Annotated in this window: 24 protein-coding genes; 13 read left to right on the plus strand and 11 right to left on the minus strand. The window is 40.6% G+C overall.

Annotated features, from left to right (window positions below; genetic code table 11):
- Nucleotides 1-68 precede the first annotated feature (68 nt).
- Nucleotides 69-278: a hypothetical protein gene (locus KV40_RS17930; RefSeq protein WP_052055739.1), complete on the plus strand. Its 210-nt coding sequence runs from the start codon at nt 69-71 to the stop codon at nt 276-278.
- Between the two features lie 7 nt (nt 279-285).
- On the plus strand, nt 286-537 hold the full coding sequence (locus tag KV40_RS37350) for a TnsD family Tn7-like transposition protein (protein WP_371260799.1): 252 nt from the start codon (nt 286-288) through the stop codon (nt 535-537).
- Here KV40_RS37350 and KV40_RS17935 read toward each other — a convergent pair.
- Both KV40_RS17935 and KV40_RS17940 read right to left on the minus strand, forming a co-directional pair.
- Entirely contained in the window at nt 522-2,027 is a 1,506-nt protein-coding gene (locus KV40_RS17935; RefSeq protein ID WP_036484428.1) for a helicase C-terminal domain-containing protein, read from the minus strand. The two genes, KV40_RS37350 and KV40_RS17935, sit on opposite strands and share 16 nt — an antisense overlap.
- Nucleotides 2,028-2,060: 33 nt before the next feature.
- Nucleotides 2,061-3,263 carry an HhoA/HhoB/HtrA family serine endopeptidase gene (locus KV40_RS17940; protein ID WP_036484431.1) on the minus strand — a complete coding sequence of 401 codons (1,203 nt, stop codon included), beginning with the start codon at nt 3,261-3,263 and terminating at the stop codon, nt 2,061-2,063.
- A gap of 790 nt (nt 3,264-4,053) precedes the next feature.
- Between KV40_RS17940 and KV40_RS17945 the strand changes: the two genes are divergently transcribed.
- Nucleotides 4,054-4,482, plus strand: coding sequence for an MAPEG family protein (locus KV40_RS17945; protein WP_036484433.1), 429 nt, complete (start codon nt 4,054-4,056; stop codon nt 4,480-4,482).
- Nucleotides 4,483-4,511: 29 nt separating this feature from the next.
- On the opposite strand, the gene KV40_RS17950 is transcribed toward KV40_RS17945, so the two are convergent.
- Both KV40_RS17950 and KV40_RS17955 read right to left on the minus strand, forming a co-directional pair.
- Nucleotides 4,512-4,913: a biopolymer transporter ExbD gene (locus KV40_RS17950; protein WP_036484435.1), complete on the minus strand. Its 402-nt coding sequence runs from the start codon at nt 4,911-4,913 to the stop codon at nt 4,512-4,514.
- Nucleotides 4,900-5,544 (minus strand): MotA/TolQ/ExbB proton channel family protein, encoded by a 645-nt coding sequence (locus KV40_RS17955; RefSeq protein WP_036484438.1) that lies wholly within the window; start codon nt 5,542-5,544, stop codon nt 4,900-4,902. Before KV40_RS17955 ends, KV40_RS17950 begins: the two co-directional genes overlap by 14 nt.
- 64 nt (nt 5,545-5,608) lie before the next feature.
- Here KV40_RS17955 and KV40_RS35040 point away from each other — a divergent pair, with 64 nt between their 5' ends.
- The gene (locus KV40_RS35040) at nt 5,609-5,773 is read left to right on the plus strand and encodes a hypothetical protein (RefSeq protein WP_156114077.1); all 165 of its coding nucleotides are present in this window, start codon (nt 5,609-5,611) and stop codon (nt 5,771-5,773) included.
- A 216-nt stretch (nt 5,774-5,989) separates the two neighbouring features.
- Complete coding sequence (locus tag KV40_RS32295; RefSeq protein ID WP_052055740.1) at nt 5,990-7,120, plus strand: energy transducer TonB; 1,131 nt, start codon at nt 5,990-5,992, stop codon at nt 7,118-7,120.
- 20 nt (nt 7,121-7,140) lie between these two features.
- Here KV40_RS32295 and KV40_RS17965 read toward each other — a convergent pair whose 3' ends face one another.
- From KV40_RS17965 to KV40_RS17980, 3 genes are all read right to left on the minus strand, one after another.
- Nucleotides 7,141-7,800: a PRC-barrel domain-containing protein gene (locus tag KV40_RS17965; RefSeq protein ID WP_052055741.1), complete on the minus strand. Its 660-nt coding sequence runs from the start codon at nt 7,798-7,800 to the stop codon at nt 7,141-7,143.
- A 231-nt stretch (nt 7,801-8,031) separates the two neighbouring features.
- Nucleotides 8,032-8,880, minus strand: coding sequence for an IS630 family transposase (locus KV40_RS17975; protein ID WP_072013741.1), 849 nt, complete (start codon nt 8,878-8,880; stop codon nt 8,032-8,034).
- Nucleotides 8,865-9,143, minus strand: a complete 279-nt coding sequence (locus KV40_RS17980; RefSeq protein WP_036476788.1) for a helix-turn-helix domain-containing protein — start codon at nt 9,141-9,143, stop codon at nt 8,865-8,867. Before KV40_RS17980 ends, KV40_RS17975 begins: the two co-directional genes overlap by 16 nt.
- A gap of 198 nt (nt 9,144-9,341) precedes the next feature.
- On the opposite strand from KV40_RS17980, the gene KV40_RS37000 reads away from it, so the two are divergent.
- The 6 genes from KV40_RS37000 (at nt 9,342) to KV40_RS18005 (ending at nt 16,795) form a co-directional block, all read left to right on the plus strand.
- Nucleotides 9,342-9,464: a hypothetical protein gene (locus KV40_RS37000; RefSeq protein ID WP_256381144.1), complete on the plus strand. Its 123-nt coding sequence runs from the start codon at nt 9,342-9,344 to the stop codon at nt 9,462-9,464.
- A 259-nt stretch (nt 9,465-9,723) separates the two neighbouring features.
- The gene (locus KV40_RS17985; RefSeq protein ID WP_036484964.1) at nt 9,724-13,179 is read left to right on the plus strand and encodes a response regulator; all 3,456 of its coding nucleotides are present in this window, start codon (nt 9,724-9,726) and stop codon (nt 13,177-13,179) included.
- A gap of 425 nt (nt 13,180-13,604) precedes the next feature.
- Complete coding sequence (locus KV40_RS17990) at nt 13,605-14,423, plus strand: hypothetical protein (protein WP_036484967.1); 819 nt, start codon at nt 13,605-13,607, stop codon at nt 14,421-14,423.
- A gap of 119 nt (nt 14,424-14,542) precedes the next feature.
- Nucleotides 14,543-15,169, plus strand: a complete 627-nt coding sequence (locus KV40_RS17995) for a DUF1802 family protein (RefSeq protein ID WP_052055744.1) — start codon at nt 14,543-14,545, stop codon at nt 15,167-15,169.
- 195 nt (nt 15,170-15,364) lie between these two features.
- Nucleotides 15,365-16,246: an alpha/beta fold hydrolase gene (locus tag KV40_RS18000; RefSeq protein WP_036484443.1), complete on the plus strand. Its 882-nt coding sequence runs from the start codon at nt 15,365-15,367 to the stop codon at nt 16,244-16,246.
- A 54-nt stretch (nt 16,247-16,300) separates the two neighbouring features.
- Nucleotides 16,301-16,795, plus strand: a complete 495-nt coding sequence (locus KV40_RS18005) for a molybdenum cofactor biosynthesis protein MoaE (protein WP_036484445.1) — start codon at nt 16,301-16,303, stop codon at nt 16,793-16,795.
- A 115-nt stretch (nt 16,796-16,910) separates the two neighbouring features.
- Here the strand turns inward: KV40_RS18005 and KV40_RS18010 are convergent, their stop codons facing one another.
- Nucleotides 16,911-19,196, minus strand: a complete 2,286-nt coding sequence (locus tag KV40_RS18010; RefSeq protein WP_036484448.1) for a PhoD-like phosphatase — start codon at nt 19,194-19,196, stop codon at nt 16,911-16,913.
- 316 nt (nt 19,197-19,512) lie between these two features.
- On the opposite strand from KV40_RS18010, the gene KV40_RS18015 reads away from it, so the two are divergent.
- Nucleotides 19,513-19,800: a YggT family protein gene (locus KV40_RS18015; RefSeq protein ID WP_036484449.1), complete on the plus strand. Its 288-nt coding sequence runs from the start codon at nt 19,513-19,515 to the stop codon at nt 19,798-19,800.
- A 208-nt stretch (nt 19,801-20,008) separates the two neighbouring features.
- Here the strand turns inward: KV40_RS18015 and accC are convergent, their stop codons facing one another.
- Nucleotides 20,009-21,358 (minus strand): acetyl-CoA carboxylase biotin carboxylase subunit, encoded by a 1,350-nt coding sequence (gene accC / locus KV40_RS18020; RefSeq protein ID WP_036484451.1) that lies wholly within the window; start codon nt 21,356-21,358, stop codon nt 20,009-20,011.
- A gap of 73 nt (nt 21,359-21,431) precedes the next feature.
- Nucleotides 21,432-21,671 carry a hypothetical protein gene (locus KV40_RS18025; RefSeq protein ID WP_036484453.1) on the minus strand — a complete coding sequence of 80 codons (240 nt, stop codon included), beginning with the start codon at nt 21,669-21,671 and terminating at the stop codon, nt 21,432-21,434.
- A gap of 304 nt (nt 21,672-21,975) precedes the next feature.
- Here KV40_RS18025 and KV40_RS32300 point away from each other — a divergent pair, with 304 nt between their 5' ends.
- Nucleotides 21,976-23,379: a DUF2207 domain-containing protein gene (locus KV40_RS32300; protein ID WP_052055745.1), complete on the plus strand. Its 1,404-nt coding sequence runs from the start codon at nt 21,976-21,978 to the stop codon at nt 23,377-23,379.
- A 49-nt stretch (nt 23,380-23,428) separates the two neighbouring features.
- Here KV40_RS32300 and KV40_RS18035 read toward each other — a convergent pair whose 3' ends face one another.
- Nucleotides 23,429-24,601, minus strand: a complete 1,173-nt coding sequence (locus KV40_RS18035; RefSeq protein WP_052055746.1) for an alpha/beta hydrolase — start codon at nt 24,599-24,601, stop codon at nt 23,429-23,431.
- Between the last annotated feature and the right edge of the window lie 105 nt (nt 24,602-24,706).

Raw genomic sequence — 24,706 nt, forward strand, 5'->3', positions numbered from 1 at the left:
TTATTCAAAAAGAAGAGGTTCCTATTAATAGTGGAATTAGTGGCATCATTCAGGGAATTCTACTTCTGTTGATAGGACGCTGGAATGTACTAGCGGCTGGCGGCTTTCAGCGCATTGTCAAAACTTCAGGTAACGATATTGATAACCTAATGAACGCAATGAGCCAATTACGCAAGCTATACACGCTGCAATATGGCTTGGCGATTTTCGCTTTGATTGTCATTGGTATTGCTGCTGTAATTTCTATGTTGGCAATAATAGCTTCGCTCGGCAATTAAATTTTTTATTGAAAGAGGTTATACCAACACTACGGGGAGAGTAAAGCAAGAAAAGTTAATTGATGATTTTCTCTATTTCTACGACACGGAGTTTTTAGAAGTTATAGATTCAACCGTAGCTTATGAAGATAAAAGTAATTGGCTGTTTCAAATAGTTAGGAAGCCTCGTAAAATATTTCATCTGTTTGGCTATTTAGTAGTGGAAGAGATCTTCTCGCCGCGACAAGATAATTTAAGAGCGCTCTATGAGCCTAGATAGCCAAACCAAGACGGATCGATGTAGTTAATTCGAGCGCATGGTTCTAAAGCCGCTAAGATGGTTTTGCCATAGCTGCGAAAGTTGACGCGGTTATCTAATAAAGCTACTACTCCTTGGCTTTCTCTCAGAGGAACTATTGCTTGCTGTAGCCTTCTCAAGGCACTAGGTAAAAGATAGTAACGAAACCAGTCTTGACGCTGTTTTTTATAGTAGGTAACGCGGCTGGCAACCAGTGGATTTTCTAAAGAAGGAAGGGGTAAAGTAACAACGATCAATAGCTGTGGTACGGGTAGCTTATCTTGATGGAGTTTCCAAAAAGACCAGCCACAGACTAAAATACCGCGATCGCTTAAATTTCTACTATCTTCAACTCGGACGCGAGAACCAAATTCTGAGGCTAAAACCGAACCTACCTGAGCCTGTAACGGAACGTCTTCGACTAAAATCACTACGGGTCGAGCGATATTGTTACTCAAACCTACTAATAATTTTACCTGTTGGAGTACTGCTGGCTGAAACTGAGGCGTATTGTGCATCGGTAAACGGTCTGGGATGTATAGTTGAATTGGTTCGTATTGACGGTCGGGAGAGAATTTCAAACAAAGTATATCTTCGATCCCTAATTCGTGACGGTAGATTGGTGCTGAAGCATCGAGATCGAGAAAGCTACCCGTAACCACTACTGGCTGACGCTGCCAAATCGGTTGTAGAGAAGTGGCTACCTCTACAGGGGCGAGATAAAGCTCGAAAACTCCTCGTTCTCTATCTCTAGATGACCAAATGATACTAGGTCGCTCTTGCCATAGCTGCCAAAAATCGCTAAATTTTGGGGTAAGTAAAGTTTCTGAAGCTAATTTGGCGCACAAATTTTGGATGAGTTCTGGCTCTATTCCCGACAGCAAATAGCATTGATAGGGGTTTTGCGGACGGCTGAAGATTGCCTTAGTCAACTTGACTTTGGTGTCGCGGATCGTTTCGACGTACTGTGGTGCAGATTCCATCAATCTATTCCAGTCAGATATGGAGAGATTTATGGTGAGTAGCTTTCTCGTCCACTGCTCTAAATCTTCGGCGCGATCGATAATCGTAGGAATATTTGCAGGAAAGCGGTGTTGCACTTTGAGGCGATCGCTCAACCAGCTTTCAGGGGTAGTCAAGAGCAAACTATCGCCAGCTTCCCAGCGGTCGCCAATTCTAACTGGTTTACTAGTTTCCAGCCAGTCTTGTAACTGAGGAATTTCTTCTGTTAATAAATATTGTAAAACCGAACGCGGAGCTACCAGCAGCACCGATCGCTCTCCCCATAAAACTGGCATTAAATAGCTCCAGCAATATTTGCTCACGCTACTACCAGTTTGCATCAGAGCCGATCGCTCCAAACGCAAAGCTCTAGCAACTAGTCTCGCCATCGTTAAATGATGCGCCCAATTGCGATCGCCTCGCTCTTTAATAAAATCTCGCAGAACAGAATGAACTTCTACTTCAAACACATTTAGTCAATTAACAGCAACAAACTGAGTTAATTACTCAGAGGTAGTGTCGGGAAAAATGCCCGGTCTAACTTCAATAATCTTTACTTTACCTTTTCGAGTTACTTCTACGCTCAAAGCTTCGCCAATTTGACTGTTTTCTACTTGTTCTTGTACCTGATTAGAGTCTGTCACCAGGCGATCGCCTACTTTGTCAATAATATCTCCTGGCTGTAAACCAGCGCGTTCGGCAGGAGAATCAGCAATCACTCTAACTATCAATACCCCAGTATTTTTATTTACTTTAAAATTAAGCTTGCTTTGAGAATTAATCTCTTCTTTGGCTCTGTCATTAAGAGTTATCATGTGAATCCCCAAATAGGGATGATCGGCTTTACCTTTGGCAAACAATTGAGCGGCAATGCGCTGTGCGGTTTCGATAGGAATGGCAAAGCCCAAACCTTGAGCATCGGCGCGAATGGCGGTGTTAATGCCAATCACTTCACCATTAGCATTTAGTAAAGGACCTCCAGAGTTACCAGGATTAATCGCCGCATCGGTTTGAATAAATCTCACTCGTTTGTCGGGGACTCCAACTTGAGAACTAGAACGACCAATGGCACTAACAATCCCTACCGTAACTGTATTATCCAAACCTAAAGGATTGCCAATAGCGATCGCCCACTCTCCTGGTGTTAGCCCTTGAGTATTTCCTAATGTTACTGTCGGTAGGGAAACAGCATCAATTTTTACTACTGCTACATCTGTAACTGAATCGGTACCCAATACTTCTCCCTGATAGACTTGACCGTCTTTTAAAGTCACTTGAACTCGCTCGGTGCCGTCAACTACATGAGCATTAGTAATCAGACGACCATCAGAACTAATAATAAAACCCGATCCAGTTCCTCGTTCTACTTTATCTGGCAGAGACGGATTGGGATTATCAAAATAACGCCTGAGAAATGGTTCGTTGGGTAAAATATCTGGCAGTGCCGAAGAAATCTGACGTGAAGCATCAATCCGAACTACCGCAGGACCCACTTTTTGAACCGCCGTAGCAATAAAGTTAACGTTTTCACTAAAGTCAAAATTACTTGGTGAAGTTGCTAAAGTCGAAACTGTCTGGGGATACACTGGAGACTGTTCGATTGCTATCTGCTCTTGCCTGAAATAACGGCTACCCCAAAATCCCGCGCCACCGCCTAATGCTAATATGCCAAAATAAACACCCAGCTTGTTAGAGAAAAGTTTCATATTTATTAGCCTACGCTTGGGTTCTCCATACTTCAAGTTATCACAGACGCAAGTTGAGAAGGTTTGCTTGGTACAACTTTAGCGTTCTACTAATGGTTGGGGCGATCTTTTTAATTATCAATAAATAAAGAAATTATCGATTCATAGATTGCAAACCACAAAAACCAATAGTTAGCAGAACTAGTAAAAATTTTTACCCCCGTTTAATATTCTATTTTATTGTTGAAGCATGGCGACAAAAATACTGTTTTCGCCCGCGGCATTGGCGATCGCTTGTTGCGACTAAATCTTTATTTAGTTATCGCCTGGTGTTATTGCTAGTTTACCTTTCTGGCTCGTAGTCTGGTATTCGTTTTTCCACTTCTTGTAGTGTGGAAAAAGCATAACCACCTAATGCTAACAGGAAACCACAGCTAGAAAATCAAGCGATCGCCAGTGCCATACCAGCACCAATTTGAGTACCAAATAAACCGCTAAAGATTGAAGCCAAACTACCCCCTTTTTCTCATAGCTGGCTCGAAAAAGCGCTCGGCGAGAGATTCTGCGATCTCCGAAGCCATTAGTTATTTGGATTTATTCTTGGTGCGGGATTGACCTTGTTAAATTTAAGCTTAATTTTTGTTAATAGCTTGCAATCAAAGCTTTAAAGAACTTATCACAAACGAAGAAATTAAAAGTGTACCCGATTGAGGACTAGAAGCAAGTCAAATAATCGGACTATATTAACTTTAATTCTAACAACCTCGTGTTTTTATTCATTTGCCAGCTATTAATTTACAAAAAACTAAAAATGACACAAGAATCAATTTTCAGTCCCTTTTTTGCCACAATATTTTTGACACTTTGCGTTTGGGTATATATGTATATTCGTCGCATCAGTTTTATTAATAGTCAAAAAGTCAAGCCACAGGATTTGGTTGGCTATAATGCACTGGCAAAGCTTTCGCCACCTCAAGTATCTAATCCATCAGATAATTTAAAAAATCTGTTTGAGATTCCAGTAATTTTTTATGCTATTGTGCTATATCTTTTTGACACCAAACAAGTTGATTTTATATACTTATATGCAGCTTGGACTTTTGTTATTTTTCGCGTTCTGCATAGCGTCGTTCACTGCACTTTTAATTTAATTTTGCTGCGGTTTTACTTGTACTTGTTCGCTACTTTGGCAGTATGGTTTATGGTACTTCGCGCCGCTTTTGTCTACCTCAATTTTTAGTTAGTTCTTGAATAATTAAAAATCACTATCTACTCCTGTTCTGCTGCGATCGCCATTCTTGCCCCTGGTACTTGACGCAAGCGATCCATCACCTTAACTACAGTACCGTGTTCGACTTTTTCATCGGCGTTGATAATTACTAATGATTCGGAATCAGGCGCGATCTTGTCAGTCAATGCACCTTCAAGAGCATTTAATTGAATTGGTTGTTTGTCTAAAAACATCTTGCCGTCAGCTTCGATAGTAATATTTAGCTGCACCGACTGTTCTGGTTCTGCTGTTTGCGCCGAAGGTAAGTCTACTGGCAATCCTTGCGATCGCGTCAAAAACAAACTAGAGATAATAAAAAATGCCAAAATTGAGAAAATCACGTCAATCATCGGCAAAATATTGATTTCAAAATTATCTTCAGTCTCATTAATGGGTCGCATATTCTCTCACTCCCTGATGATAACGACGATTGATTAATTCTAACTGACCGCCATATTCTTGAATAAATGCTAACTCTCGCAGATACAAACCGCGAAACGCATTAGCAAACAATAAAGTAAAAATTGCTACTACCAGTCCCATAACTGTAGAGATTAAAGCCTCGCTCAATCCACCCGTAACTCCAGCAGAATTAGTTGCAGCAGCATTACCCAAATCTATTGCGGCAAAAGACTGGATTAAGCCCAAAATTGTCCCCAATAGTCCCAGTAAAGGCGAAGCGGTAATAATCGTTTGAAACCAGGTGCCAAATTTTCTTAAAATTGGTATTTCTGCCTGAGTAGCACTATCCAAAGCCAGGCGAAACTCGTCGGGTGTTGGCTGTTCTAATTCCATTGCTTCTAAAAATATTCGCGCTATCGGTAGACGAGCGTTCTTTTTTAATTTGGCGATCGCACTTAAAGGATCGCTGCGATACAAAAATAAAACTTCTTTGACAATGCGACGTTGTTTGTTTTTGACTCGCCACCAAAAAATTATCCGTTCGATAATTAAGGATAAAGCCAATAAAGAAAATCCTAGCAAGGGAATACTGACTATTCCTCCTGCCGTCCAAATACTATCGATTGACATAAACTGCTCTCAAGCTAATTGCAAATAATTATCATCTTATCGATCTAAAACCTTACCATGAGTTATGGCAATTATTCGCAATAAATTTTTTGTTTTTGCCGTTCTAGTTAGTTACTTTAGATACCCGATTGGTGATGCGATCGTAAACCCCACAGAGCAAGACGTTTGGCTAACACGCATTACTCTAACTAGTAACTCAAAGAGCTATTTATTTTCTAGTTCTGTCTAAATTTATTGGGTTGGACTCAAAGTAATAAATGCAAATAATTAACAATAGTAAATTTTCATGATATATTTTTTTGATAAAAGAAGTTATCGATAAACTAAGCTTTGCAGGCTTTGCAGTTAATTTTCTTGACTAGCTAGAGCCTGAGATACAAACGACTAGCAGACTTCTCAAGGTTGACCCAAAATTAGACTTTTTAACCGCTCGACAACATTCTTCATGACTACTTCTAAATTTTGTCTTCAACAACGTCAGCAGGAACGACAACAACTGAAAAAACTACTTGTATTTGGTTTTGCTAGTTCGGCATTATTGCATGGCATACTTGTTTATGCTTTTCCTCGGTGGTCTTTTGAGTCAACAAAAATAGCCGAAAAACCGATGGAGATAACTATTGTCAATAAGCCAGAACCAAAACCCCAGCCCGAACCTAAGCCAGTAGTCGAGCAACCAAAATCCGAACCACAACCCAAACCCAAACCAGTAGTCGAGCAATCAAAACCCAAACCTCAACCTAAACCAGTAGTCGAGCAACCAAAACCCGAACTACCAACAGCTAAAACCCCTCCTGTAAAAACACCCAAACCCGTTAAAACCGAAACACCACCAAAACCAACGCCGAAGAAAGTTCTAACTTCTTCCACTCCAGCACCCTCACCAGCAGTTGCTACCGCACCAGAGAAAGAAAAAACTCAACCTAACTTAAATAATTCTACTAATGAGAGTAACTCGGTGTCAGAGACTTCTAGCAGCAACACAGATACGCCAAGTAAGATTGCCACTGGAAGTAGCACCCCATCACCTCCCGAACCCAGTAGCAGTGGAGGAATTAGCTGTATTAGTAACTGCCAACCAGAATATCCTGCCTCATTAGAAGGAGCCGAAGGCAGTGCGGGAATAAAATTAACTGTCGATGCCAATGGGAATGTTACCAGTGCCACAATTGCTTCTGCCAATAGCAACAGCCAACTCAATCGACAAGCTTTGCTTGCTGCCAGAAAGATGAAATTTAGTTCCAGTGACAGTAGCGCATCGGTGGGAGTAACAATTAATTTTACCGTAGCTGGTTCGGAATACGATCGCGCCGCCCGCCAGGAACAAAAAGAACGGGAACGAGCCGCAAGAGAACGGCAAGAACGCGAAGCCGCACGTCAACAGCAGCTAGAGCGTGAAAGACAGGCACGCCAGGAACAGTTGGAAAGGGAAAGACAGACAGAATCACCACCACAGCAGCCATCTGTTTCCGAGCCATCAACCACACCAAAACCAATGCCCGCTCCCGCAGAAACCGAAGTTGACGACGAGATATTACAGAAGTTTCGCGATCGCATCGAGAGATATCAACAATGATTTTTGTCTACTACGCTAATTTAACTAGGTTTTGAAACTGAAAGAGATTTCACTGCTCGTTTGTCAAGTTTTAAATAGATATATTCTTCATCCATACGGGCGATCGCTGATAAGGGTATAGTCAACTCTTTTTTGTGCCAGAAATGTCCTGCTTGCAGTACTAAATGAGTGAGATGTTTATCTTCTGGATCGATTGAAAACCCCTCTACTTTGCCAATATGCCCGTCAGTAGCTTCTATTGATGCCCCTCTATGGATTGCTATTTCTCCATCGGGAATCAATTCTGTTTCTATCGGCATAGATAATGTGCTTTCGCCATATAGCGGATCTGACCACATCAAATCCGACCACATCAAATGAGAACTGCTTTGATATATTGACTCTTCATCGAAGTTTTCTAGCGGTTCAAATTTAGCGGTATTAGGATTTAAAAACCGCATCTCGGTAAAAGAAGGCATAGCTGCTAGTTCTTTTTTAGTGCAGGACAACTCGATCGCTTCAGAATTTGTAGTTATTACTGCTCCAATCGGCACCAAATATTTATGAGATTCTAAAAAATTAGAACTTTTGACTACCAAATGAGTAACTTGCTGACTGTTGTTTTCGATAATTACATGGCTTGATTTACCACATTCGCCATCAAGACAGATAACGGTAGCATCTAAAGGAATTTCTTTCATCTTGTTGTCCTCGATTCACCTGAGTTTAAATATACCTTGAGAAAGTTATCAATACGCTGTAGATCTTGTTTTCAACTTGTGAATGACTGTTTCTAGATACCAGCTTTCCGATTTTCCTGGATGAGCATATTTTTCAGATCCGATTAAAATTTTAGCTAGCTCTTCTTCATTGCCTTCGCCATAAAGTAAAAGCCTCAATTCTTCTCGAAGATTGGAACATCTAAACCGCATCTACTTTGAAAACCGTAGTTTTTCTTCTTCTGGATCGAGGTGTTTTTTAACCCACAAGCGATCGCTTAAAAACAGTGGAGTAGTATTAATTAGATGCTGAAAATCAGCAACAGCAGAAATTAACTCTTGTTGTTGGTCATAACAAACATGATAAGTTATGTCTTCTCTGAGCCATTGCCAAAGATGTTCGACAGGCATAAAATCTGGGCTATAGCCAGGTAATTGTAGAAGATGGATGTCCATTGCTGATGCTGCCTCGGTGACCACTTTAGCACGATGATATGGTGCGCCATCCCAAACCACAGTTATTTGTTGCTGGGGAAATTCGACTCGCAACTTTTTGAGAACATCAATGGTATTAATTTTCTCTGCTTTCTCATAAGGAAAAATTCTGGTTTGCGCCTGATTATAGAGGTAAACACCATAAAAAGAGACTTTCTTTCTTCCAGGAGAACTAGAGCTGACCCAAAACCTTTCTCCCCGAATTGACCAACCGTAACCTTCATCGGTATCTAAATGTATATGGGCTTCATCAATATAGATAATTAATCGCTTTTGATGAAGTGCATCCTCTAATAATTCAGTAATTTGTTCGACAAATTCAGCTCTTTTGGCGGTATTGCCTTTATTAAGCAACTTCTTCGCTTTCTTCCAGGAAAAACCCATCTGCTTAAGAGTTTTTCTGACTGTCTCTCGACAACAATTTATCTTCCACTTCTGTTTCAGCCAGTGGACGAATCTTTTTAACGTCCAACGTGGAAACCCTTGAGATTTCCTCCCTCTTTCTTGTGGTGCTAATGCTGACCTTAAAAGAGCTTTCTGGATTTGATTCCCTAAATCTTTTCGCACCGTTTCGGAAAAAAAGGGTTTCTTCCTCCCGTTCTTTGATACTCGACGGCTTTGAGACCTTCTTGATTATAACGATGCACCCATTCCATTACTGTTTGGGGATTTCTTCGGGTTTGTTCCCCTACCTTTGTAGCACTTTTCCCTTCACTAATTTCATACAATGCCATCAGTCTCTCTCTTGTTCGAGGATGTTTGGCAGCCAATGCCTCTGTTCTTAATAACTCTTTGCTTTGATTCCAACGAGCGTAATCTACTTTTAACATCAAATCGATCTTATTTTTCTTCTCTTAATCAGCCTATTTGATTTTGAGCCAAAACTCCAGTTTTCAAACTGGACGGGGTTTAATTGCTTCGCGATATTTTTGCCACCAGCTTCGTATAGTTCTAGTAAACATCGGCTTATTACTTTAATAAGTTTTTATTAGTTTTCCTAATTGCTTAGTAGTAAAAATACTGTAGTAATGTGTCAACAATATGTCATTCCTTTGGCAGTTGAGACACAAGACACCTCTAGCAGCAATATTGTCGATCGCAAAACTTATATGATTGAGGAAAAAATAATAGCCGTACAAATCATACTTTAATTGTGCAACGCCTTTATTTTGTACAGAACCCATATATTTGTATTATATCTTCAACACAAAACTAAAAACTGTTATTTTTTCGGCTTATCTGGGAACTATAAATAAAAGTTATAAAGTGCAGAGTGCAGATATACCAAATCATACAATTCATAGCTTAAAAATACTTCGCACCACATCACAAAAATCCGAGCAGCTAGCCTACAAAAAAATTATAGACAGATATCGGCAAATCCAAAACCAGATTTTTTTAGATCGAACTATGTCTCTCAATCCCGATATTCGCGACCAAGCTTACCAATTCTTTGTTGAAGAAGCAAAAGAACTTTTGCAGATACTAGAAGAGGGCTTGCTCGACCTCAAACAAGACCACAGCACTGCCAAGGTTCACGATTTAATGAAGGCAGCTCATTCAATTGAAGCAGGTGCGGCAAGCGTCAAGCTTAAAGCCATCGCAGCCATAGCACATCAACTGGAAGACTTTATTAAAGCTTTGTATAGCGACAGTGTAAAAATAAATGACGAGCTAGAAAGATTGTTATTGCAAGGTTATAATTGTCTGCGCCATCCTCTGCTCCAGCAAATAAAAACGGGTATTCATGACGAAGCAGTGGCTTTATCTACCGCAGAACCAGTTTTTTCGGCTTTAAAATTACGGTTGGGCGATGCACTTAAAAATACAAATAGCTATATTCCTAATGCCAATGATTTAGGAGTAGATATTGTCGCTTCAATTTTTAGAATAGATTTACTACAGATAATAGAGCATCTTCAAGAGGTTTTACATCACCCCCATAACTACAATTTAGAGACAGAATTGCGATCGCAGTTGGAGGAAGGTTTGGGATTTGCCGAACAGTTAAATTTACCTGGGTTTGACGAAATCCTTCTTACCGCCACAACCGCACTAGATAATTATCCCGATCGCGTTCGAGAAATTATCGAACTGACTATAGCTGACTGTAAAGCTGCTCGCACCGCAATTTTAGCAGGCGATCGCGATCGAGGTGGTGAAGTGTCTCCGCAATTGCTAGCTCTGTCTCAAGCCCCTGCCAAGCCAACTGACGAACCTTCCAATGGCTTAGATGACCTATTAAAAATCGAGTCTTCAAACAAGATGTCCTCAACCGACAGCAGTGAGGAACAGCTAACAGCACTTGAAGCTTTGTTGGTAGAAGATAATTTTACTGAAGATTCTGTCTCAGGCAGTACTGCCGACCATTCTCCTATTGATGCTGCTATAGAGTTGCTCGATGATAATACTTATCGAGTTTCAGCCTGTAACAGCAAATTGGCTCGACCTGAGATATCTAAAGCGGCTACTTCTTTAGACTGTTGGGAAATAATGAATAAACTCATTGGTGAGTTAGCCATCGAGCGTAACAGTTTCGCACTACAAAATCAACAGATGCAAAGTAGTCTCGGCAAACTGACTAAAAAATTACTCTATCTTCAAAGTGTATCGGAGAAACTACAAGAAGTATCGGAGCGGACGCTTTGGGAGTCAGAAAGCCATCCTACTGCAAAACCGACTACTAATGAAGCCGAGTCAGAGTTAGAGCCGTCAGAAATGGAGCGATACAGTTTACTCTCCTCTCTGGTGCGAGAAATACTAGAAACAGCAGTAGAGCTAGAAGTAAATGTCGATGATGTTGCTAATTTTAGCCAACAAAACGATCGCCACCTTGAAGTTCAAGATCGACTGCTAGGAAAAATGCGCCATGAACTTATCTGGGCGCGTATGCTACCTCTAGAAAAAGTTATTCGACGGTTTCCTGGTATAGTGCGCGACTTGTCCCGCAAAGAAGGCAAGCCAGTAAAACTCAAGTTAACTGGTGACGATGTATTGGTAGACAAGGCGGTTTTAGAAAAACTTTACAATCCTCTGCTGTATCTATTGCGTCATAGTTTTGCTTGGGGTATTGAAGCACCTCAAATACGTTACCAGCAAGGAAAACCAGAAACAGGAACTATTGAAATTCACGCCTACTATCAAGGCGATCGCACTATTATCGATGTTAGAGATGATGGACGAGGATTGGAGCTTGAAAAAATTGCTCGAACGGCGATCGAGCGCGGACTCCTTTCTGCCGAACGAGCCAAAAAAGCCAGTCAGGAGGAAATATATAACCATATTTTTGCAGCCGAATTTTATCGCGAGCGAGAAAACGGCAAGCGATCGCAACGGGGAATAGAAATGAGTTTAGTTCGCTCCCAGATAGAATCCTTGAAAGGCAAAATTGTGGTTACTTCTATCCCTGGAAAAGGAACTACCGTTAGCTTGCGTTTACCTAAAAATCTGACTATTACTAAACTGCTAATCTGTTCTTTGGGTACAACTGCTTTTGCTATACCTTCGGACAGTATTACCGAGCTTATTATTCCAGAAGCCGAACAAATTAAAGTAGCCGAGAAGCAAAGATTTTTATTGTGGCATCAAAGTCTAATCCCCGTGCTGGCTTTATCCAAGATGCTGCCAGAGAACTGCTCAATTTACCCGACAAATTTAAACAGTAAAATTTTTAAAACCCTCACCAGTCCTCAAGATTCGCCTTTACCGTTGTTGCTCGTGCGGTGGAGGCAAAAATTCTTTGCTTTAGAGATTGAAAACACATTCTGCGAGCTTGAATTACCAATAGAACCTATTGATAGTGCGATTGGCAAAGCCAGAGCTTTTCAGGAGATCCCTACCCCCAGCTATATCTGCGGTTGTTCGATTCTCAGTGATGGTACTCTCATTCCCGTGTTTGACGGACAAGCTCTAATTGAAGTTTTAGTTAACACTCAAAACAACAGCAATAAAGTCTTAGATCGTCAAGTTCAACCTACAGCAACATTAGATGACGGGCGATCGACTAGTGACAGAGCGGATTTCAAACAAGTAGCTAGAGCCAAAACAATTATGATTATCGATGATTCTGCTGCCATGCGTCAAACTATGGCTTTGAGTTTGAGCAAGCGAGGTTATCAAACTATTCAATGTTCGGACGGCAAACAAGCGTTGAAAAAATTTCGTCTCCAGTCCAATATCGACTTAATTATTTGCGATCTGGAAATGCCAGTGATGAATGGCTTAGAATTTTTGGCAATGCGCCGCCGTAACTCACAATTAGCCAAAATCCCAATAATTATGCTGACTTCTCGTAGTGGGAACGAACACTATCAATTGGCAATGCAGTTAGATGCTAACGGATATTTTACCAAACCCTATAACGAACGAGATTTTTTGCAAGAAATAGACCGAGTGTTGCAAATCGGTCGGCGATCGCAGATTATTCCACCGTGCAACGACGAAGTAATCTGTGACAACGATAATCATACCAAACCAATCGCATCCAACAATTTAACTAAAAAATCTGTTTTGATTATTGATGACTCTGCCTCATTGCGGCGCACTATGGCTTTAACTTTAGAGAAGAATGGTTATGAAGTATTGGAGGCGCGAGATGGATGTGAGGGGTTAGAAGTTCTTACAAACAATACCCAAATTGCTTTAGTAATTTGCGATATCGAAATGCCAAATATGAATGGCTTAGAGTTTTTATTAAAGCGTCGCCAACAAGGGGAACTATTGGAAATTCCCGTAGCAATGCTTACTTCTCGTCAAAATAAAAAACATCGTATTTTAGCCGAACAATTGGGAGCAAATGTTTATTTTTCTAAACCTTACATTGAGGAAGAATTTTTAACGGCGATCGCACAAATTATTAAAAACTAATGATTATAGCATTGCTCGCACTAGCTTTTTCTAGACTTTACTTTATTAATAACTTCTAAACTTAATCTTTAAAATTACTGAATACTTCCTAATCTCGATCGCATCATTTATCTTTTTATTCAAAAGGAAACGGAGAATAAGGAATAGAGAATAGTTAGAATAATTTTAAAGTGACTCGATCTTGTCTTTAACTACTATAGATTGTAGCTAAAAGTAAAATTAATAAATTATGTACATAGAGTGAATTTTAGAATAGGATTGGACACAATGTAATATTAAAGGTTAAACTTAAGCAACAAAAATTATTATTTATATTATTAATGTTAAAATTAAATTCAGTTGAAGCTATCGTTCTGAATAATAAATTTAAAAGCTATTTGTCCCGAGATTATCAATGTCTGACTCGATATCCTCGGCTTTATTTGATGCGAAAACTAGCTAGATTTGAGTTTGTTCGTCAAATCAGCCGTTACTTCCATAGTAATATTAAAACTGCGTCCCAAAATACTTTAGAGTCACCATCTTTATTTAAAGAGTTAAATGTTGCTAGAGTTGTAACTTGTTTAAAAACAGAAGGATGCTTTTTAGGACTACAATTACCAGAAGGGATTTTACAAGAACTACTAGACTTTGCTGCTCGTAACTATTGCTATGGCAATCGCAATCTTCAGCACCCCTTACTCGTAGATCCAAAGAAAACGTTTCCTCGAAAATATAGGCTTGCCAGCTATTTAGATACTCATCTTAAATGTGATGCCTTCCAACGCCTTAAAAACGATCCTATATTATTAGAAATTGCGCGACAATATTTTAAAAAACCTGCTGTCTATTTAACAAGCGAGTTATGTTGGAGCTTTCCCAATCAGAGCAGCTATTCACAAATGATCCAAGACGCGCAAGTCTTTCATTATGATATTGACGACTATCAATCTCTTAAATTCTTTTTCTACCTTACCGATGTCGATCTCTCCAGCGGCGCACATATTTGTATTTTAAAATCCCACAAAAATAAGCGGCTTTGGCACCAACTCATTGGACAACATACTGCCTCTATTCCCGACTCCGAGCTAATTAAAGCTTATGGAGAAGAGAATGTTATTCAAATCTGTGGAGAGAAAGGCTTTGGATTTGTAGAAGATACCTTTTGTTTTCATAAAGGTACTATGCCGACTCAAAAAAGCAGGCTGTTATTACAACTTGAATTTACCACCAATTATTATCAAGAGCCTAGAGCTTATATGTGAACAATGAGCAATGAACAGTGAACAATGAACAATGAACAATGAACAATAAATAATGAGCAGTTGAACATGCTAAATGCTAAATATAAAATATAGGTAGCTGTAACCAGACATATAATCAGATGATATCTGCTGCTAGTACCAAACAACTTTGTCACGCTTTAAAAGAGTGGGCAATTGCGATCGAAGCTTTAGAAACGGGCAAAATCATTATCCTGCTTCGTAAAGGTGGCATTAAAGAAAAGGGCGGACATTTTCAAGCTAAACATCGGCAGGTTTGGCTATATCCTACCTACGAACATCAAAAACCGCAGTTACTCAAACCAGAATTTGCTGCGGAAGTACAACCAGTGGAGTCTGGTTGGCATCCAAAAACAGTTCGTATTGGCAGCTATGCAGAAATAACCGAGGTTTTAGCACTCAGCGATCGCGATCGCGTCAAAGCTCTACACGACTATCATATTTGGAACGAGCAAATGGTGAAAGAGCGGCTAGATTGGAAGGGCGAGCGACCTTTATTTGTTTTACTACTAAGAGTTTATCGTCTCGCTCAACCGCAAATAATTCCCTTTGACAAAGCATATCGCGGCTGTCGTTCCTGGATAGATTTGGTTCAATCGCTGTCTCTAAAAGAATTAACTCCCGTTTTTAACGATGACGAATACGAGCAAAAAGTCAGAGAAATAACAAATATAGTAAAAGTCAAAAGTCAAAAGTCAAAAGTCAAAACTAAGATGCCTAATTTGTAAGGCTTTTAGTAGCTTGAGATGTCCTAGTTCTTCTGTCCACTGCTATACCTAAAATTTCAGCTTGCGTCCGCACCAAACAGATTTGACTGTTAGCGATCGCTCTTTAACTCAGTCTTTTACTCTGTTGCTAGCAAACTAGGTTCTTTTGCAAATTTTCTTATAGGATCTAAATACAATGAGCAAATCTAAATCTACATGTTGCCGAGCTTTATTTCTCCCGCAGCCAATAAATTAACTGAAGCTACCTCGATCGCTCTAACCAAACAAATTGAGTCAGCAGCAATTGCCACTCCTTTAAGCTCAGAGTCTATTCCTACTACTTATGTTAAGCAAGGAAGTGGCGAGCCGCCAATATTATTACTTCATGGTTTTGACAGTTCTTTATTGGAGTTTCGCCGTCTCATACCATTATTGGCAGAGAGTAAAGCAACTTGGGGTGTAGATTTACTGGGTTTTGGCTTTAGCGATCGCAACCCCGATATTGCTCTAAACCCAGAAACTATAAAGGTTCATCTTTACTATTTTTGGAAAACTTTAATCCAGCAACCAGTAGTATTAGTCGGTGCGTCGATGGGAGGTGCGGCGGCGATCGATTTTACTCTAACTTATCCCGAAGCGGTAGCCAAGCTGGTATTGCTCGACAGTGCGGGTTTAGCAAAACAGCCTGCGATCGGTAAATTTATGTTTCCTCCTTTAGATTACCTGGCTACTGAATTTCTGCGCCAGCCAAAAGTACGTCAAAATATCAGTCGTGCGGCTTATTACGACAAGAGTTTGGCTAACGCCGACGCGCAACTTTGTGCGGCGTTGCATCTCCAGTGTCAAAATTGGAATAAGGCTTTAATTGCTTTTACCAAAAGTGGTGGTTATGGTTCTTTTACTAGGGCGATCGCTCAAATTCAGCAACCCACATTAATTTTATGGGGCAGACAAGATAAAATTTTGGGAACTAAAGATGCAGCCAAGTTCGATCGCGCTATTCCCAACAGTAAGTTAGTGTGGATCGAGCGTTGCGGACACGTTCCTCATTTAGAAAAACCCCAAACTGTAGCTACAGAAATTTTGCAGTTTTGCTAGGATTCAGATGAGACATTAGGTATTAGGTCGATTGAAAGCTCTATTTGCGATTTCATGAATTTAACTTCACTTTCTCTATCACCCCAAACCGTTACCAATCCTAAAGATAGTTTTGCTATTACCCTCGCGCCACTATCAATGGCAGAAGTATACGAGTTAGCAGACGATCCCGCTAATGGAGCAATTGTAGTTATGAGCGGTATGGTACGCAACAAAACCGACGGCAAGCCAGTAGTCTCTTTAGAATATCAGGCTTATCAACCAATGGCGATCGCGGTATTTAATTCGATTGCCGCTCAAATTCGCGCTACCTGGCAAGATGTCAACCGAATTGTAATTCATCATCGCGTCGGACACTTGAAGATTGGCGAAATCAGCGTATTAGTTGCGGTGGGTTGTCCCCATCGTAGCGAAGCTTTTGAAGCTTGCCGTTATGCGATCGATACTTTGAAACACAACGCGCCAATTTGGAAAAAAGAACACTTCGCCAATGGCTCTAGTACTTGGGTAAGCATTGGTGCTTGCGAAGCAGAAAACGCACCTTGTTAGCTGGCACGTTCGCTCTATTTTCAGCGATTTTTAGTTTGATAGAACGACAATAATAAACTTCTTTCTCCCCTGCTCTGTTGCAATTTATCTGTAGCTTTATTTTATGAAATTGGTATTAATTGCGATCGCTAGCTTTTAAAGGCGGAGGCGAATCAGAATTAAGATCGACAACGTACTCACATTTAACAGTAGCGGGTGTATTATCTGGTGGATGCCAGTAAGTTTCTTGAATTACCAACAGAGGTTCATTTGTAGGCGACACTTGAAATCGCACCAAACTAATGTTGTTGTGTCCTACTACCTCTGCGCCATGTTGAAACCAAGGATTGCGCCATAAGAGATAGGCAATAAAGTCTAGAAATCGCTGCCATAAATTAGATTGTTTTTTGCCTGATGTTTTTAGTTGCCAAGCTTGTTTCGACGCTCTCCTTTTGCTCCACTCGACACGATATTGCCAATCAGGAAAAGCTGAAGGTAGCGATCGCACGCGACCAAAACCCAAACGTCGCCACCAAGGGGCGGGAATTCTGGCAAAATTCAAAGGTTTTTGCCAAACTAGCCAGTTTTCGGGTGGTTCTGGTAGTAAATATTTAAGCTTGGTGTGTATGAGTTGAGTCTTTAACTCGGAGTTTTTAAACGCGCTGGAGGTCAACTGTACTAATACCGAAGCTTTTCGAGCCGAACCGTACCACTGACTCAGGCGAACGGCACAGCTATAGTGGATATCTCCTGAGAGAATCACGACGCGATCTCGTCTCTGACATAGACTGACAATGAGTTTGGCAAAAGCAGTTTCGTTGAAATTCCAGGAATCGCCGACATCGTTATCAAAAACCTTGTTTCTGTTGAGGTCTAGACGTTGAATTTTATCAATTATCGAGAGAGTAACCATATTGGTTGGTAAGACGATAATTGTCAGTTTAATATCGGTTTTTCCCGTCTGATTGAGGTTATCGCTAAATTCTAAAGGGAGTTCTAGCTGTTCTTTAAAAGCTGTAGGACAGAGCAACATCGGTGGCGCGATTCCTTTTGGTTCTTGAGGATAGCCACGCCAAGTTCGGGTATCTAAGACAATAATTTCGTGCTGGGAGTGACGCAGACGGTAATGCCAGGACAAAGCTTCGCGATCGCGCTGTAAAATCCAGACCTTTCCATCCCGCTCTAGCTGAGGCAATCCAGTGTCGGCATTTTGAGGCGGTATGCCCAAATAGCGGTCTAATTCGGTAATAGTAGCTAAATCAATTCCTGCTGCTGCCGAGTGACGAACTGCTGCCTGTAATAATTTTTCTCCCGCAGATTCAGAGACAAACTGTTCGGGACTGTTACCCCAAGCTTGGCAGAGAGCATAAGAGAGCAATCCGTTTAGCAATACCCGTCTGCCTAAAGGCTTACTCAAAACGCGATCGCACCATTCGCGGTTGAGATACCAGTCATCACTAACATCATGATCGTCACAAATGGTATAAGTAGCAATATTTGCTAATGCGCGTCTAACCTGACTTAAAGTGCTAAAAAAGCTTTGTATTTTAGTAACTTCACTATCCCAGGTTTTGGCGCGCTCGCCATCAAACAGGCTATTGCCTTTAGGAAAGTAATCTGGTGCGAGCACTGGCGACCAGGATAATAAATAAGTGGCAAAAAATTCGCCTAAGCTAAACAGATGACTTTTAGCTTTTTCTGGCTGTTTATCTAACATGCCAGTAAAGCCACCTTCTATACGAGCGATTTCGCTACGTTTTCCTGGTGGTAATTGACTGGCAGCGATCGAGCCTTCTAATAAAGGCAGTTTTTCTTCCCACCCCAGCAACAAGCTGCCAATTCCTTGAGCGAGCCACAAAATCGGATCGGCAACATCGTCAGCGTAAATCTGATCGCCTGTAAGAAATAACTGTTGGGGACGCTCGTTGGCCGAACTCGCTCCTCTCTCGATTAGATTGTCTACTAAAGCTAGAGCATCTTTGCCACCACCATGAGGTTTGCGACAAGAACCGTGAACGATTTGTAGCTGACCTGGATCTTTGGCAGGTAAAGTAAAAGTTGGTAGCTGATGGGTAAAATAGCTTAGATTGCTAGTAAAACTCTCGGTATTGGCGGCAGCAACTAAATCTTGTTGTCTGTCGGCAAACCATAAATTATAGGCATAAACTCGTCCTCGTTCTAAATAACTATCTGAAGTCGATCTGGCTGTTACCGTTGCTAAATGTAAATATTTTCCTATTTGGACAGTATTAGTTTTTCCTTCTGCTACAAGCTGTTGGAGATTTTCTCCCTTACCCGACTCGGTAGCATAGATTTTTAGCTCTACCTGACTCGACTCTTTTAATGCCAACCAAACTGTAACGCGATCGGCTTGTGTCCGACGCAAAATAGGACCTACTAAAATTAAAGGAAGATCCTCCATCTGGACGTGATAGCTGTATTTCAACAATTTTTAATAGTAATATAGTATATTAAATAAATAATAGCGATCGCCAAAATGGTAACAGTTTGTTTGGATAGCTGTATTCTTCGGCACGCATTCTACTATTTTAAAATTTTCTGTAGAGTTTTATAGCAAAATTACAAAAGAGGATTTGCTGTTGCTCGGTCAATCTACTTCTTCTCTCCGATCGTACGACCGCATAGAAACTATCGATGCGACCGCCTAAAAGTGCAGAGCGTTAAGTCCTATTAGCTAAAATAACCATAGAACGCACGTCATATTTTAAATTTGGTACATGAACTTATACAGTGCAGGAGCTTTAGTCTTAAATCTATTTCTGGGACTGATGACTATTTTATTCATCCTACGAATTGTTTTGACCTGGTATCCTCAAATCGAATTAAATCGCCTTCCCTGGATTTTAGTTGCTTTTCCTACCGAACCCTTACTCGCACCGCTCAGAAAAATAGTTTCTCCAATTGGTGGCGTAGATATAACACCAATTATCTGGGTGGGTATTTGTACTTTGTTGCGCGAAATATTGCTCGGTCAACAAGGAGTAATTACTATGGCACTTAATTAAGTAGCAAGTAGCAAGTTTAGATAGGCTTTAGCACAGGCTGTGATAGTAGCCAAGTACAGAGGCTACCGCCTCAAAGCCGCATACGCGCTGTACGCAGGAGCGACGTTTTACGCCTACTCGCTGTGGTTTTGGGCTTTAGGGAGTATAGAAAAATAGGAGAAGTCCCTGGCAAAGTGAAATCTTCCAGTCTCCTCGTCTTTTTTACTTGCTACTCTTTCAAGAGGTGTCGTTGAATAAAGTCGGTGTAGACTTCGCCGTTAATAAAAGCGGGAGTGTTGAGAATTTGTTGGTGAAAGCCGATGGTTGTGGGAACTCCTGTAATGGCACATTCTCTTAAGGCACGTTTCATTCTGGCGATCGCCATCTCGCGATTTTCACCCCAGACTATTAATTTGCCGATTAAAGAATCGTAGTAAGGAGGAATTTCATAGTCGGTGTACACGTGAGAGTCCATTCTGACACCCAAACCTCCAGGGGGTAAGTAGGCACTGATACGTCCTGGATGGGGGCGAAAATTATGTTTGGGATCTTCAGCATTTATCCGACACTCGATCGCATGACCGTTCAATTTAATTTGGTCTTGAGTAAGTCTTAATTTCTCTCCCTGAGCGACGCGTATTTGTTCGGCAATTAAATCGAGTCCTGTAATAACTTCGGTTACGGGATGTTCTACCTGGATGCGAGTGTTCATTTCCATAAAGTAGAAACTGCCAGTTTTGTCGAGTAAAAACTCTACCGTTCCCGCACCCACGTAGTTAATCGATTTGGCTGCGTTTACTGCCGCTTCCCCCATTTCCGCACGCAGTTTGGGACTGAGAACCGCACTAGGAGCTTCTTCTAATAACTTTTGGTGGCGGCGTTGAATCGAACAGTCTCTTTCTCCTAGATGAATAACGTTACCGTGAGAGTCGGCTAAAATTTGAAACTCAATATGACGGGGATTTTCGACAAATTTTTCTAAATAAACGCCACTATTACCAAAAGCAGCTTCTGCTTCTCCCTTTGCAGCTTGAAATAGCTTGACTAAATCATTTTTATCTCTAACCAACCGCATTCCCCTACCACCACCGCCTGCGGTAGCCTTAATCATTACGGGATAGCCAATCTCTGCTGCTGTAGCGATCGCTTCTTCTTCATCTCTTAACAAACCATTGCTTCCAGGTACGGTAGGTACTCCTGCGGCAATCATGGTTTTTTTTGCTGTAGATTTATCTCCCATTGCCAGCATGGCATCTTTAGAAGGACCAATAAAGGCGATTTTATGATCGGCGCAGATTTCGACAAATCGAGCATTTTCTGCTAAAAAACCATAACCAGGATGAATCGCTGTCGCGTTACGAGTCAAAGCAGCAGCAATAATATTAGGAATATTTAAATAGCTTTTACTAGAAGCAGGAGGACCGATACAAACTGCCTCATCTGCAAGCTGGACGTGGAGAGCCTGGCGATCGATAGTAGAGTGTACCGCAACCGTAGCAATACCCATTTCGGCACAGGTATGAATGATTCGTAGAGCAATTTCTCCCCGATTGGCGATTAGAATTTTGTCGAACTGCATATAAAGGCAAGCTTAATTAAAATTATGTACTAGAATAAAACTTTTCAGGCGAGCGACAAAGTCTTAAATTGCCTTACTGCTCGAAATTGGTTGGTGGGCGGTCGCTGCTCCAGCCCCACCACACCGTATTGCACTCGCACTGATAAAACTCTTGCCATTTGCGTCGATTGTATTCAATAGTTACGGGAGCGCGACGATTTAACCACACATTTTTAGCTTCTACTGGACTCGATTTGCAGCTCGGACAGCGAAAATCAACGGCGTGAACGGCTGTTTTCGTCCATTCAGGGGAAACATGTGCAAAAGCATCCATAACATTTAACAGACAGCGAAGGACAATAAATAGCTTATCCCATTTCGATTTAAATTTACTTGTTGATAATTAATACCTTCAAACTGCTTGCTTTAATGCCTAAGTAATTGCGCTACATCCATTGGCATAGCCAACCTCTAAAGGTCCAGTCAAAAATTGTTCAAAAAATTAATAGCTTCAATAGAAATATTTTTGTCTAACCAATAACTTAACTGGCATATTGTAAATTCAATTGTCGTATTTAATATTTTTAAAATAAAGATATACAGAAACAGTAAGTAGATAAAACTTGCTACTATCTAATATGAATTGTGAACAACAGCAACTTTTTGCCAAGATAAAAGCATTTTCTTTTGACAAACCCGATACTAAATATACTTTTGTTCGGCGTTTGGCGCATGAAAATAATTGGAATTTTGAATATGCTCGTAGAGCTATTGAAGAATACCGTAAATTTGCTTTTTTAGCAGTAGTTGCAGAACATATTGTTACTCCATCCGAGCAAGTAGACAGAGTTTGGCACCTTCATTTGACTTATACCCATTCTTATTGGAATGAATTTTGCACTCAGTTATTAGACAAGCCTCTACATCATCAACCAAGCCAAGGTGGAAGTTCAGAAACAACAAAATACAAAAATTTGTATTGCCAAACTTTAGATAGTTACATTAAGTTTTTTGGTGATACTCCGCCTATAGATATTTGGTCATCTCCAGATATTCGTTTTGGAAGTGACTTGGCTTCTAAATGGATTAATACAGAGAAAAATTGGATTATCCCCAAGCCCGATTTTTCTTTTTTGCTCGATCGAATCGCTAAAAAGCGATCGATTAAATTTAAGACAATAACTACAGTTATTATTTCTTTATTCTTGGCAGTGCTTATAACTTTGGGATGGGCTTTACCGAGTTCTGCACAGGCACCGTCTTTTTATTGGGATTTTATTAACGTTATTCTAGATGTTAGAGATAACGGAGATTTAATAGTAACAGAAGAACAAAAATATGTTTTTACAGAGTCTAACTCTCATCAACGCTATCGATTTATTAAATTAGATGAAATCGAAGATATACGTGATGTCGAAGTATTTGAAGACAACCATCGTCTACCAATAACAACCTATTTTCAGAACGATAAATTTTGGATTAGGTGGGAAGATTATCTAGCTGACACGAATACTCATATATTTACCTTAAAATATCGTGCTGTTGGCGCAACTTCCAATAGCTATGGCGCAGATACGCTAAATTGGAAGGCAATTTTTCCTAAAAGAAAGGCTCCAATAAATAATTCTAAAATTACAATTAATCTGCCAGAATCATTGGTGGGAAAAGTTAGAGACTACTATAGTATTGGCGGAAACTTTAAAAGTGAACTAATCGATGATGCAACTATCCAATTTACTTCACTTCAATCTCTGCCCCCAGAACAATCAGTAGTTACTAAAGTTACGTTTTGGGGTAATTATTTGCATTTTCAAAGACATAATTCATCTGTTGTTGGCGATCGAGAAATAGCTCTCACGTTTGAAAATATTTTTGGCTACATAATTGTAGGTTTGATGTGTCTGGGATTTTTGGCTTATGTGGCGATCGCTCTATTCATGTTTTTCTGTGCTACGACTTCAAATCTATCTAAAAATAGCAGCAGAAGAAATGGCGGTTGTACTACTGGTGGAGGTTGTGGAGGTTGTGGAGGCGGAGGTTGATTTTTTATTTTTCTTATAGCTTCTACTCTAATTAATACCTGCAAACCTCTTATTTTAATGCCCAAGCGATAAACCGTTCGGTGTAATACAAAGCAAGCTGATTGCTAACTCCCTTAAATACAGCATCGAAGGCATGTTCTGCCCAGGGAATGGTAAGTAAAATAGCTAGACTGTCTGTTGTTTGCAGTTTATCGTATATTTGTCTGCCATATTTTGCCTGTACCAAATGGTCGCGTTCTGGGTAAATAAAAAGTGAAGGAGGTAGATTGGGCTTAACATAGTTAATAGGAGATGCTTGTTGATAAAGATCTAAATGAGATTCGGGAGTTCCACCTAAAAAGTTTTCTAAAACTTTACGAGTATCGATGGGATCGGGAACGGGTGGCTCGCGGTATCCTTCTACTAAATTAGTAGGTCCATAATAGTTCACTACAGCTTTAACGCCGATCGCCTCAGAGCCGTAAGCGGCAAGCATTGCTAAATGTCCCCCTGCCGATCGCCCTAATAAAGCCAGACGCTCTACATCGACTTCTAAATCGTTTGCTTGTTCTCGAATATAGTTTAAAGCCGTATTTACATCCTCAAGCTGTGCGGGAAATTGATATTTTGGTGCATGACGATAATCAATAGCAATTACGGTGTAGCCTCTGGCTGCCATGTAGCAACTAAATCGCTCGTATTTATTGGGTGAGCCTTGTCTCCAAGCACCACCATAGATAATGATGATTCCTGGGTACTTTCCTGGCGATAACGGACGATAGGTATTTAGCTTGAGTTCTACTCCATCGGGACTGGCAAAATTGATACCTCGCAGAATGCGGACTTCTGAAGAGTCAATGCCGCGAAACATATCTACTAGGATAAATGGCTGCGATCGCATTTGCGACTTAACGGCTTCGGAGATTTCATCTAAATAGTTATTTCCTAAAGCTTGCTCCATCGCTGATGCAAACTGCTGATTTACTCTGGGTAATTGAATTAAAGGTCGCAAACTCAGACCCAGAGCCAGTAAACTAATAACTGGTAAGACAAAAGATAAGTAACCACCATCAATTTGCAATACAGCAATTACTAGCGCGATCGCATTAATGCCAACCAGCCAAGGACTGACTTCTGGCATAACTACACCCAAAGGCAGAAGGAAATAGTTGGGAGCGGGAACTATAATCCATAAACTTAGAAATAATCCAATTACACTAAATAGCCAAGAAATAATCTGCAAAGCTGCTAAAACCTCTTATAGCCAAAGTCAAAAATCATAAAGTTAAAAGTTAAAAGCGCACCGCCTGCGCTGGTTGCGAAGCAAGTCGTTAGACTCGGTTTCCTC

This window comes from Myxosarcina sp. GI1, assembly GCF_000756305.1.
Lineage (GTDB): Bacteria > Cyanobacteriota > Cyanobacteriia > Cyanobacteriales > Xenococcaceae > Myxosarcina.